The sequence below is a fragment of the Pseudoflavonifractor sp. MCC625 genome (assembly GCF_018784545.1).
Taxonomy (GTDB): Bacteria; Bacillota; Clostridia; order Oscillospirales; family Oscillospiraceae; genus Pseudoflavonifractor_A; species Pseudoflavonifractor_A gallinarum.
This window is the reverse complement of the sequence record NZ_WQOJ01000010.1, coordinates 64,775-76,992: the sequence shown is the minus strand read 5'-3', so window position 1 is coordinate 76,992 and position 12,218 is coordinate 64,775. Positions and strand designations below refer to the sequence as shown.

10 protein-coding genes are annotated in these 12,218 nt (G+C 60.4%); 5 read left to right on the top strand and 5 right to left on the bottom strand.

Features of this window, described 5'->3' with window-relative positions; genetic code table 11:
- Positions 1 to 70: 70 nt before the first annotated feature.
- From GPK94_RS03290 to GPK94_RS03265, 5 genes are all read right to left on the bottom strand, one after another.
- Positions 71 to 1,084 carry a BMP family protein gene (locus GPK94_RS03290; RefSeq protein ID WP_193536015.1) on the bottom strand — a complete coding sequence of 338 codons (1,014 nt, stop codon included), beginning with the start codon at positions 1,082 to 1,084 and terminating at the stop codon, positions 71 to 73.
- Between the two features lie 68 nt (positions 1,085 to 1,152).
- Positions 1,153 to 2,676, bottom strand: a complete 1,524-nt coding sequence (locus GPK94_RS03285; RefSeq protein ID WP_346727980.1) for an ABC transporter ATP-binding protein — start codon at positions 2,674 to 2,676, stop codon at positions 1,153 to 1,155.
- Between the two features lie 43 nt (positions 2,677 to 2,719).
- A complete protein-coding gene (locus tag GPK94_RS03280) occupies positions 2,720 to 4,453 on the bottom strand; it encodes an adenine deaminase C-terminal domain-containing protein (RefSeq protein ID WP_215654424.1) in 1,734 nt (577 codons plus the stop codon).
- Positions 4,454 to 4,540: 87 nt separating this feature from the next.
- The gene (locus GPK94_RS03275; protein WP_215654422.1) at positions 4,541 to 5,389 is read right to left on the bottom strand and encodes a LacI family DNA-binding transcriptional regulator; all 849 of its coding nucleotides are present in this window, start codon (positions 5,387 to 5,389) and stop codon (positions 4,541 to 4,543) included.
- A 195-nt stretch (positions 5,390 to 5,584) separates the two neighbouring features.
- Positions 5,585 to 5,851: a hypothetical protein gene (locus GPK94_RS03265; protein ID WP_215654420.1), complete on the bottom strand. Its 267-nt coding sequence runs from the start codon at positions 5,849 to 5,851 to the stop codon at positions 5,585 to 5,587.
- Between the two features lie 120 nt (positions 5,852 to 5,971).
- Here GPK94_RS03265 and GPK94_RS03260 point away from each other — a divergent pair, with 120 nt between their 5' ends.
- The 5 genes from GPK94_RS03260 (at position 5,972) to GPK94_RS03240 (ending at position 12,178) form a co-directional block, all read left to right on the top strand.
- Positions 5,972 to 7,309, top strand: a complete 1,338-nt coding sequence (locus GPK94_RS03260; protein ID WP_215654419.1) for an ADP-ribosylglycohydrolase family protein — start codon at positions 5,972 to 5,974, stop codon at positions 7,307 to 7,309.
- Between the two features lie 71 nt (positions 7,310 to 7,380).
- Positions 7,381 to 8,541 (top strand): BMP family ABC transporter substrate-binding protein, encoded by a 1,161-nt coding sequence (locus GPK94_RS03255; protein WP_186963058.1) that lies wholly within the window; start codon positions 7,381 to 7,383, stop codon positions 8,539 to 8,541.
- Positions 8,542 to 8,626: 85 nt separating this feature from the next.
- Complete coding sequence (locus tag GPK94_RS03250) at positions 8,627 to 10,183, top strand: ABC transporter ATP-binding protein (protein ID WP_346727979.1); 1,557 nt, start codon at positions 8,627 to 8,629, stop codon at positions 10,181 to 10,183.
- Positions 10,180 to 11,235 carry an ABC transporter permease gene (locus tag GPK94_RS03245; RefSeq protein ID WP_101692248.1) on the top strand — a complete coding sequence of 352 codons (1,056 nt, stop codon included), beginning with the start codon at positions 10,180 to 10,182 and terminating at the stop codon, positions 11,233 to 11,235. The genes GPK94_RS03250 and GPK94_RS03245 overlap by 4 nt, the downstream gene beginning before the upstream one ends.
- Positions 11,219 to 12,178 (top strand): ABC transporter permease, encoded by a 960-nt coding sequence (locus tag GPK94_RS03240; RefSeq protein WP_215654416.1) that lies wholly within the window; start codon positions 11,219 to 11,221, stop codon positions 12,176 to 12,178. Before GPK94_RS03245 ends, GPK94_RS03240 begins: the two co-directional genes overlap by 17 nt.
- The last annotated feature ends 40 nt before the right edge of the window (positions 12,179 to 12,218 follow it).

The following is a 12,218-nucleotide window of genomic DNA, read 5'->3' as shown; positions in this document are numbered from 1 at the left end:
GCTCCTGCGGTACGGTGTCGGGTGTTCTGTGCCGGGGACGGTATCCCGCCCCCGGCAAGTAATGTACCGTTTAGCTGGCGGAAATCTCCAGATTCAGGGCGCCGGACGTCAGATCGTCCACCACCGACTGGACCTGCTGCTGGATCTCTTCGCTCATCAGCTCGCTGTTGAAGCCGCCCACTTTGAAGAGGCCGGAGGCAAAGGTGCCCTCGATCTTCAGATCGCTGTTGAAATTCCCCTCAGTATAAGCCTTTACCGCGCTGACGATCTGCTCCTTGGTATCGGTCTGCACGTACATGACGGCCGTATTGGCGGCCATCTCCTGCTGGCTGGGGCTGGTGACCACGATCAGCTTCCCGGCCTCCTCGGCCGCCTGGACCACGCCGATGCCGGCGCCCTGGGCGTACTGGAAGATGCAGTCCACTCCCTCGTCAAAGAGGGCGTTGGCCTGCTCCTTGGCCTTGGTGGAGTCGTCCATGGAGCCCACATAGGTGACCACGGCCTCCGCCTGGGGATTGGACGCCTTGAGGCCCTCTACAAAGCCGTTTTCCACTCGGGTCTGGGCCAGGCCCTCGATGGAGCCCACAAATCCCACCTTGCCGCTCTGGGTGAGCAGGCCCAGGGTGTAGCCCGCCACATAGCCCTGCTCCTCATTTTTCACGTCGATGCCGACCACGTTGTCAAATCCCTCCACGGTGGAGTTGGTGATGGCAAAGGCGGTGTCGGGGAACTCGCCCGAGACGCTCTCGATGGCGTCCTGGAAGTCGTTTCCGTGTCCAATGATCAGGTTATAGCCACGGCTGGCATAATCCCGAATGGTGCTCTCCTGCTCGGCCAGGGGGACCGACTCAGAATAGTCGGCGGCCGCCAGTCCAAAATCCTCCTTGGCCTGCATCAGGCCGTTGTAGCCCGCCGCGGACCAGCCGGCGTCGTTGATGGTGCCCGGCAGCAGGATGGCCACCGATACGCCGTCCGGGTTCCCGGTCTCCGGCGTCTGTGAGGACGGAGTGCTTCCGCCGCCGCAGGCGGTCAGGGCAAGGGTCATCGCAGCTGCAAGAGTCATGGCTGTCAGTCTCTTTTTCATAACAATCACCTTTCTCCGTAACATAATATGGTTTTGGATCACAGTCTCCTGCGTCCATCCTCGCTTCCTCAGCAGGCGCCCGCCTGCACTTTCTTTCCCAGCATCATCAGGCCGATCTGCTGTACCGCCTCCGGCGTAGCGGGCGCCTCGCCCATGATCTGCCCCTTGAAGAGGACCAGGATCCGGTCTGAGAGGGCCAACAACTCATCCATCTCCGTAGAGACCAGCAGGACTGCCTTCCCCTCCTCCCGCTCGCGCAGGATCCGCCGGTGGATGAATTCAATGGCGCCGATGTCCAGTCCGTGGGTGGGATGGCAGGCCACCAGCAGGTCGTGGGGACGCTCCATCTCCCGGCTGGCGACGATCTTCTGCTGGTTTCCGCCCGACATATTGCCCGCCCGGGTCTCTGGCCCATTGGCCTTGATGGAATACTCCTGAATCATGCGCCGGACGGTCTGGTCAATGACCTTATTTTGCAGCAGACCGTGCTTGGCGTAGGGGGCGTGCCACCGCTCCTTCAGGATAAAGTTGTCCCGCACCGAAAAATTCAGGACCAGTCCCTCGGTCTGCCGGGAGAAGGGGATGTTGGATACTCCCCGCTCCAAAATCTCTTTGGGCGTACAGTGGGTGATCTCTTTTCCCTTGAGACAGATCTCCCCGGAGGCAGAGGGGGTCAGGCCCATGATGGCCTCGATGAGCTCCAGCTGGCCGTTTCCGTCCACGCCGGCGATCCCGACGGTCTCCCCCGCCCGCACCGTAAAGCTCACGTTGGATACCGCGGGCACGCCGCTCTCCGACTGCACGGTCAGATCTTTGACCTCCAGGACGGTCTCCCCGGTTTTGGGGGGCGCCTTCTGGAGCCGCAGCTCCACCTCCCGTCCCACCATCATGTGGGCCAGGCGCTCCTCGTCGATCTGGCTCACCGGAACGGTCTCGATGAAATGCCCGTCCCGCAGGACGCTGACCCGGTCGCAGAACTCCAGTACCTCCCGCATCTTGTGGGTGATGAAGATGACGGTGTTCCCCTCCTTGATCCAGTTGCGCAGCACCTGGAAGAGCTCGTCGGTCTCCTGGGGCGTCAGCACGGCGGTGGGTTCATCCATAATGAGGACGTCCACCCCTTTGTAGAGCACCTTGATGATCTCCACCCGCTGCTGGTCTCCCACGCTCAGGTCATGGATGCGGGCATCCGGGTCCACCTTCAGTCCGGTCTTGGCGGAGAGATCCAGGATCCGTTTCCGGGCCGCGCGGGTATCCAGCAGCGGTTCCCGGTCCAGCTTCCCGCCCAGGATCACGTTCTCCAGCACGGTAAACTTGGGGATCAGCATAAAATGCTGGTGGACCATGCCGATACCGTGGGCAATGGCATCCTGAGGCCCGTTGATCCGGACCGGCTGGCCGTCTATGGTGATCTGTCCCTCATCGGGCTTCAAAAGGCCGTAGAGCATATTCATGAGGGTGGATTTTCCGGCGCCGTTTTCCCCCAGCAGTGCATGGATCTCCCCCCGTGCAAAGCCGATGGACACGTCGGCGCTGGCGGTGACGCCCGGGAAGCGCTTGGTAATATGCTCCATTCGGATATAGTCGCTCACGCACTCTCCTCCTCTTCTGCGTTGTTCCGGCGCGCGTGCCCCGTTACTCCATAAAGCGGAAGCGGTGCAGGGAGATGAACAGGCTCAGCAGCTTGTTGGTCACCGGCTCTCCCTCATTGTGGTTGCCAAGCTCCTCCAGGGCGGCGTCGATTTTGGCCGAGGCGGCACGCAGCTCTTCCACCGGCATATTGGCCATCATACCATAGATTTCAATGGGGAATACCGCCTTTGCTGTCTGATCCTCCGTCACGATGCAGGCGCCGGAGTACTGGTCCACCGCCTTGAGGCAGGCATACATCTCACTGCTCTCCTGGCCCACCACCACCATATAGGGCGTGGGAGCCGGGAAGGATGTAGAAACTGCGCCCCGCTCCACATAGACCCCTTTGAAGAGGCCGTTGACGATGTGCCGCTCCTCTCCGGCGGTGGGGTAGCGCTTGACCACCGAGATCCGGGCCAGCTTCTGACCGTCCAGCTCGGGGACCACCTTCCCATCCACGTAGGGTACCCATACCTCCTGATAGAACTTGGCGTGTCCCCGTCCATAGACGTCAAAGAGGAGCACTTTGGCCTGTCTTCCATCTTCCGAGACCTCGATGGGCCGCAGGTCCAGCTGCTCGGGCCGAAGGTCATCCAGGCCGGGCACGCCCTTGGTCACCATGCCGTCATAGCCGATCTCGGTATGCTTGAGGAGGGTGCGGTCCTTGGCGATGAGCTCGCCGGATTTAAAGACGTACTTGGGCTCGATGACAGAGAGGCTGTCGGTCAGGACGATGTCCGCCCAGCGACCGGGGGTGAGAGAGCCAATCTGATCGTCCATGCGGAAGTACTTTGCGGTATTGTAGGAGGCCATCTTGATGGCCTTGATGGGCGGGATGCCCATTTCCACACACAGGGAGATGATCCAGTCCATGTGGCCCATCTTGGTCAGGCGGTCGATGGAGATATTGTCGGAGCAGAGGCAGAAGTTGTCGGTGGGGAACTTCCGATCCACAATGGCGCGCAGGAGGGTCTTGATGACCTCGCTGCTGCCCACGCCGAATTTGATCTGGGTGGAGTAGCCGTAGCGGATGCTCTTGGCGATGTCATCCCCGTTCCAGACGTCGTGGTTGTTGGTGGAGCCGATGGCGGGCAGATAGTTGAGCTCCAGATCGCTCAGCGTGGTGATGCCCCAGTGGGAATTCTGGAAGCCGCCCCGCTCCCGCAGCCAGGCCGCTTTCTGGAAGTCCTCTTCATCTCCGCTGGAGTAGGAAAAGTGCTCAAACTCACCCAGACCAATGACGGGCTTCTCTTTCAGAATCTCCTCCGTAATGTGAGCCGGGACCTTTTTGCCGGGGGCAAAGGCAAAGACCCGATAGGGCAGCTTTTCATAGTCCTTGAAGAGCATCCGGAAGGCCTCCAGCCCCTCCTCCCCGGCCGAACCAATGAGGTCCAGGCACTCGGCAAAAATGGTCGTGGTCCCGTTGGGCACCATGGCCTCGCCCAGGGCGGTGGGATGCGCCAGCTGGGACTCAAAGTGGAGGTGGGCGTCGATCAAACCGGGGATGGCGTACAGCCCCTGTCCGTCAAAGACCTCCCTGACCTGGATCTGATCCTCATCGGGGGAGAGGGCCACGATCCGTCCGCGGTAGATCAGGAGGGATCCGCCATACACCGTCTCCCCGTGGACGTCCAGGATCTGTATATTCTTGATCAGCAGGTCGGCCTCTTTTTTCCCGTGGACCACATCAAAGATGTCGTGGACCTGCTGAAGCTGCGGTACTCCGTTTCCATACATAAAATCTACCTCTTCTCTTTTATTCGCATTTAGTTATACGTTTAACCTTTATAACAAAAGACGAACTTTAGTCCGTCTTTTGTGCTGCTACGTTGATTTGCGCTGTACGATAGAAGGTTCCAGCATGGTGACCGGCTCGATGGAAAGCCCCTGGATCTGCCGGAGGATTAGCCGGGCGCCATGGACGCCCAATTCATAGTTTTGCAGGTCCACACAGGAGAGCTCCGGCGCTGTAATCTCTCCAACAAGAGAATTACCAAATCCCAGGACTGCAATGTCCTCCGGAATCCGTATCCCCTGCTGGGTGAGACATTTGATGAGGCCGGCCGCCATCAGCTCGTTGAGGACAAAGACCCCGTCGATCTCTCCCCCGGTCAGGCGGTCCAGACACTCCGGCGAGGTGACCAGGCCGGGGGCCGTCTCCAGAATGGCTGGAGGCTCCAGGCCATGGGCCTGCACAGCGGTCCGGAAGGTCTCGGCATGGTGTACCACCAGGTCCTCCCCCGATGGCTTTTGCAAAAGGGCCAGGCGGCGCTTACCCCGCTCAATGAGATGGTTGGCGGCCAGCTCCCCCACCCGCATGAAATCGGGATAGAGCAGCGGGTATCCCTGGTATGGGATCAGGCGGTTTACATACACCACAGGGATTCCCCACTCCACCAGATACACCAGGGAATCCCGGAACATCATGTCATCGGACATCCCAATGGAGATGACCCCTGCCACCATGTTCTCCCGCATCATCTGGAGGACTTCCAGCTCCGGCTTGTGCAGGTTCTCCATCTCGTAGATGAAGAGATGGTAGCCGTGCTTGGCCAGCTCCCAGCTGATGCCGCTGGTCATGTCGGAATAGTAGGAGGTATTGATCCGCGGCAAAATCACCGCAATATTGTCGGTACTGCTCCGTTTGAGGGACTGCGCCACCACATTGGGCACATAGCCAAGTTCCTGAATGGCCCGCTCCAGCCGCTCCCGGGTCTCCGGCCGGACATTGATCTTGTTGTTCAGATAGCGGGATACGGTACAGACGCTTACCCCCGCATGGAGCGCAATATCTTTGATGGTTGCTATTTGGCTCCCCTCCCGCCTTTATAACGGTATCATTTCGGTGGTCTTGTTTAGTTATACGTTTCACTTGATGAACACAGTATATCTCTTTTTGTCAAATTGCGCAAGTACTCTTTTTTTCAATTTCAATTTTAGTTGTAATTGCACAAAAACAGTGTCTAATTTTTGTAATATAGAGTTTCCGTTTTCTTTCTGTCCCATTTCACTATTTTCCCGCTCTTCTTCCGCCGATTTGTCCCCAATCTCTCCGGCTGTACACACACCACCCCCTCTGCGGCCCTTCTTTCCATTTGAAAAAAGTATGTCTTTTTTTACAACAATAATTGACACAGCGCTTTTTTCTCTATATAATCTGATTGATAAAACGCTTTATCAGTTAAATTTCACAACTCTAAATTGTGATTTCTCTGATTTTCTCCCCTATCTGTACAGCCGACAAGGAGGATGAACATGCTCGAGCAGGACCTGTGGCTGCGTGCCGCGGATGATATCGCCTGGGAACTGCGCCAGGCTCGGCAGGAAGGACGGACCATTCCGCAGGAACTGCAACAGCAGGTCCAGAACCTTCCCTCCGGGGGCAGCCGGGAACAAGCTGCCTGGAAACTATATGATGCAATTGCTCAGCTGCCGGTCGATCCTGCCCAGGCCGCCCGGGAGCCGGATGATCTGGATGCCATCCGGGCGCTGCGTCCCCAGAGCACCCCTCTGACCCTCTCCGGAGATGTGGAGGACCGTGTGCTGGGCGGATGGCTGGGCCGCTGTGCCGGCTGTCTGCTGGGCCAGCCGGTGGAGAGCTGGACCCGCGCCCGGATCCAGGGTCTGCTGAAGGAGACAAACAATTATCCCATTGCCCGCTATCTCTCCTCCGATCTGCCGGAGGAGGTACGCAAGCGCTGGGATGTGACCGACGGCCCCGGTCCCTATGACGCCCTCCACAAAAACTGGATCAATCTGATCGACTGTATGCGGGAGGACGACGACACCAACTACACCGTCTTTTCCCTGAAAATCCTGGAGCGTGTAGGCCGGGACTTCACCTCAGAGGATGTGGCGGTGGGCTGGCTGACCAGCCTTCCCTTCCTGCTTACCTGCTCTGCCGAGCGGGTGGCCTACCGCAATCTGGCCAATCTGGTCCCCCCGCCCGCCTCTGGTTCCCTCCGCAACCCCTACCGGGAGTGGATTGGCGCACAGATCCGCACCGATCTGTATGGCTGGGTCAATCCCTGTGATCCCGAGACCGCCGCAGATATGGCCTGGCGGGACGCCCGTATTTCCCACACCAAAAACGGTATCTATGGCGCCATGTTTGCCGCCGCTATGTCGGCCGCTGCCTTTGGAGGCGGCACCCCCACCTCTATCCTCCGGCAGGGCCTGGGTCAGATCCCCGCGCAATCCCGCCTGACCGCCGCCGTGGAGGAGGTTCTCCAGTGGCACGCCGACGGTCTGTCCGCCGAAGAGGCCGTGGAGCGGGTCCATCAGGCCTGGGATGAGACCGATTCCTTTGACTGGTGCCACGTGATCCCCAACGCCATGCTAGTCGCCATGGCCCTGCTCTGGGGCGAGTGTGATTTCACCCGCACCATTGGCCTGGCGGTGGAGTGCGGTTTTGACACCGACTGCAACGCCGCTACGGCCGGTTCCGTCCTGGGCGTTCTGCTGGGCGCCAAGGCGCTCCCCGCCCAGTGGGTCGAGCCGCTGGCGGACCGGCTCCAGACTGGTGTGCATGGGTATCCTGAGGCGTCCATCTCGGACCTGGCCCGGCGTACCGTCGCGCTGATGAAGCGCTGAGCTCCTCTCATATGCCGCAGCGGCTCACCGCCGCTGTTCATAAAAACAAAGGAAGAATCTGGAGGTACATCATGAAAGTATGGAAGTCTCTCATCGCCCTCACCCTGGCTGTCACCATGGGTCTGGGCCTGGCTGCGTGCAGCACCCGCGATCCCGCTCAGACCGGCGGCACCAGCTCCGCTACCCCCGCTCCCACCGCTCAGACCGGCTCCTACACTCCCAAGAACGGCGAGTCTCTGAACCTCGTTCTGCTGGTCCCCGGCCTGCTGGGCGACAAGTCCTTCTTTGACGCCACCAACTCCGCCATGGACCTGATCCAGAGCGAGCTGGGCGCCCAGGTCAAGACCGTGGAGATGGGCACCGACCAGACCAAGTGGTACCCCACCTTTGTGGACTACTGTGAAGATGGCTCCTATGACCTGATCCTCACCGTGTCCGACTCCGTCAACGACACTCTGATCCAGGTGGCCGAGGAGTTCCCCGAGCAGCTCTTCATCAACGTGGACGCCACGATGACCGATGTGCCCGACAACGTGTATGCCATGCTGGCCAAGATGGGCGAGATGAGCTTCCTCTCTGGCATGGTCGCCGCCAAGAAGGCCGAGGAGCTGGGTGTCAACCAGATCGGCTTTGTAGGCGGTCTGGACATCCCCGGCATCAACGAGTTCCTCATCGGCTACATCGATGGTGCCCAGCACGTCAACCCCGACATCAAGGTGGCCTATTCCTACGTCGGCAGCTTTACTGATCCCAGCAAGGCCAAGGAAAATGCCCTGATCATGTACCAGGATACCCAGATCATCTACACCGCCGCCGGTGCCTCCGGCCTGGGCGTGTTTGACGCCGCCAAGGAGTTCACTGCCAAGGGCGAGCCCCGCTTTGCCATCGGCGTGGATACCGACCAGGCTATGAGCCTCAAGGACAGCGATCCCGAGGCCGCCAGCCTCATCATCACCTCCTCCATCAAAAACATTCCCCAGTACACCTGTGACGCGGTGGAGCGTTTCCTGAATGGTGAGATTCCCTGGGGCACCAACGAGATGCTGGGCCTGAAGGAAAACGGCGTGACCATCGCCAAGAACGAATTCTATGAGAAGCTCCTCTCCCAGGAGAGCCGCGACTATGTGGACGCCGAGTGGCAGAAGGTCATCTCCGGCGAGGTGACCCCGCTGGATACCGTGGGCATGTCCACCGAGGAAGTGGAGCAGATCCGTCAGGCTGCCAAGCCCTGATCCTCCCCGTTCCAGACCGGATCCTTTTCCCGCCGCCTGTTCCCGCCGGAGCAGGCGGCGGCCTTACCAAACAGGAGGTGTTCCCGTGCAGGAAGAGTATGTATTGAACATGGAGCATATATCCAAGATCTACGGCAACGGCATTGTCGCCAACGAGGATGTAAACTTTAACCTCAAGCGCGGTGAGATCCATGCGCTGGTGGGCGAAAACGGCGCTGGTAAGACCACGCTGATGAAGATCCTCTTCGGGATGGAGAAGCCCTCCTCCGGCACCATCACCCTGGAGGGAGCTCCTCTGGAGATGAACTCCTCGGAGGATGCCATTTCTCATGGCATCGGCATGGTCCATCAGCATTTCATGCTGGTCAACTCCTTCACCGTGGCCCAGAACATCGCTCTGGGCATCGAGCCCAAAAAGGGGCTCTTTGTGGACTCGGCCAAGGTCAACGACTTTGCCCGGGAGCTGGGTGAAAAATATCACTTTGATATCGACCCCACCGCCGTGGTGGGCACTCTCCCGGTGGGCATCAAGCAGAAGGTGGAGATCCTCAAGGCGCTGGCCCGCGGCGCCCGTATCCTGATCCTGGACGAGCCCACCGCCGTGCTTACCCCCCAGGAGACCGACCAGCTCTTTGCCGAGCTCAACGTGCTCAAGGACCTGGGACACACCATCATCTTCATCTCCCACAAGCTGCGGGAGGTCAAGGCCATCTCCAACCGGGTCACGGTCATGCGCAACGGCCGCAGCGTGGGCGTCTACGACACCGATGAGCTGACCGAGGAAGAGCTCTCCGCCAAGATCGTAGGCTGGGAGGGCGGCGGGGAGCTGGAAAAAGCCCCCTGTACCCCTGGCGAGGTCCTGATCCGGGCCGAGCACCTCTCCTACTACGGCGGCGCCCAGGTCCCCGTTCTGGACGACGTCAGCTTTGCTGTCCACGCGGGCACGGTGCTGGGTGTGGCCGGCGTCCAGGGCAACGGCCAGGTGGAGCTGGTGGAGCTGCTCACCCGCGCCCGGGAGCTGGAGCAGGGCCGTGTGGAGATCAACGGCATGGACATCTCCCGCCAGAAGGTGCGTGCCCTGCGGGAAGGTGGCCTCGGCTACATTCCCGAGGACCGGCTGCGCCAGGGTGCGGCGGCCGGAGCCTCTATCCGGGAGAATCTGATCTCCTGCTCCTATTATCGCGCCCCGGTCTCCGGCCCCGCGGGCCTGCTCTCCAATGAGCAGATCGACGCCTTTACCCGTCAGAGCATTGCCGACTACGAGATCAAGTGCGGCAGTGGTGCCTCCAAGATCTCCATGCTCTCCGGCGGCAATATGCAGAAGGTGGTCGTGGCCCGGGAGTGCAGCGGTCAGCCCAGCGTGCTCATCGCCGAACAGCCCACCCGCGGCGTGGACATCGGCGCGGCCCGTATCATCCACCAGAAGATTCTCTCCCTCCGGGACAGCGGAAGCGCCGTCCTGCTCATCTCGGCGGACCTGGCTGAAGTCATGAAGCTCTCTGACGCGGTGGTGGTCCTGTATGACGGACGGATCGTGGCCTATTTCCCCGATGTCTCCGCCGTGACCGAAGAAGAATTGGGCCTGTGCATGCTGGGTCTCCAGCGGCACGCCCCGGAACGCATCCAGGAGGTGACAAAATGAACCGGGAACGAAGCTTCCAACTGCTCCGCACCGCCGTCTCCCTGCTCATCGCGCTGGCGGCGGCCTATGTGATCATTTTCCTCATCAGCGATACCCCTCTGGAGGCCATCCGGATCTTCACCGTGGGACCCTTTGACTCCAAGCGTCACCTGGGCAACATCGTAGAGGCCGCCATCCCCCTCATCTTCTCGGGCCTTGCCATGGCGGTGGTGTTCCAGGCCAGCCTCTTCAACCTGGGCGCTGAGGGTATCTACTACATCTCGGGTGCCGTGGTCTCCCTGGTGGCCATTTTCTACTCCATGCCCGCCGGGATCCACCCTCTGGTCATCGTGATTCTGGGCGGCGTGATCGGCGCGGCCGTGATGGCCATTCCCGGCGTACTCCGGGCCAAATTCAATGCCAGCGAGCTGGTGACCTCCCTCATGCTCAACAACATTCTGTTGGGCGTCGGCCTGTGGATCCTCACCAACTTTATGCGGGATCCGGAGACCGGCAACCAGATCTCCTATAAGTTTGCCGAGACCGCCCTTCTTCCCAAGATCGTCCCCGGCACCCGGATCCATTTTGGCCTGATCATCGCCCTGGCCTGCGTGCTCCTCACCTATCTCTTCCTCTACCGCACCAAGTGGGGCTATGAGATCCGTATGACCGGTATCAACCGGGACTTTGCCCGCTATTCGGGCATCAACACCGCCAAAGTGATCATCATGGCCCACTTGGTCTCGGGCGTGCTGGCCGGCATGGGCGGCGCAGTGGAGACCATCGGCCTGCACCAGCGCTTTGAGTGGACCGCTCTGCCCGGCTACGGATTTGACGGAGCCATGATCGCCATGATGGGCGGAAACCACCCCTTGGGCGTGGTGCTCTCGGCCCTGTTCGTGGCCTATCTCCGGGTAGGCGCCGACATGGTGGCCCGACTCTCCGACGTGCCCACTGAGATGGTCTCCATCCTTCAGGCGCTGATCATTCTCCTGGTCTCCGCCGAGCGGTTCCTCCATACCTATCGTCAGAAGTGGATTGAAAAGGGGGTCAAGCATGGACGCGCTGCTTAATGTGATTCTCACACCCAGTTTCTTCTATTCTATCCTGCGTGTGACCACGCCCATTGTCTTTGCGGCCATGGGCATGGTGGTGGCCAACACCGCAGGCATTCCCAACATCGCCCTGGAAGGCATTATGCTCATCGCCGCCTTTGTGGGTATGATGACCTCCGCACTCTCCTCCAGCGCGTGGATCGGCCTGCTGTGTGCCATTCTCTCCGGTCTGCTGTGCGCCGGTATTCTGGCCTTTTTCACCCTGTACTACCGCACCAATGTGATTCTGGGCGGCATCGCCATCAACTCCCTTGCCTCCGGCGGCACCGTGTTCGCCCTGTATCTCTTCTGCCACGACAAGGGCACCTCCGCCTCGGTACCCAGCGGCGTTCTGCCCCAGGTAAAGATCCCGCTCCTGGACCAGATTCCGGTGGTGGGTGAGATCCTCTCCGGACACAATATCCTGACCTACCTCGCCTTCCTCTCGGTCATCGCCGTGTACATCCTGCTCAAGCGCACCCCTCTGGGCTTCCATCTCCGCGCGGTGGGTGAGGATGCCCATGCCGCCGAGTCGGTGGGTATCCATGTCATGCGGGTGCAGGCCGTTGCCCTGCTCATCTCCGGTTTCCTGGCCAGCCTGGGCGGCGCCTTCATGTCCATGGGCTATGTCTCCTGGTTCTCCCGGGACATGGTGGCCGGCCGTGGATGGATTGCCATCGCCGCCGAGGCCATGGGCTGCTCCCACCCCATCGGTACCGCCCTTACCTCGCTCCTCTTCGGCGCGGCCGACGCCTTCTCCAACGCCGCCGGCGTGCTGGGCTGGCCGGCCGATCTGGTACGCACCATCCCCTACTGTGTTACCCTGGTGGGCCTGATTCTCTTCTCGGTACGGCAGTACCGCAGAAGCAATCATAAACGTCGGAAAACACAGAACCAGCCTGCGGCCAAGCCGGTCGGATGACCACAGAAAAAACGGGCATCCGTCCCTGAGACGGATGCCC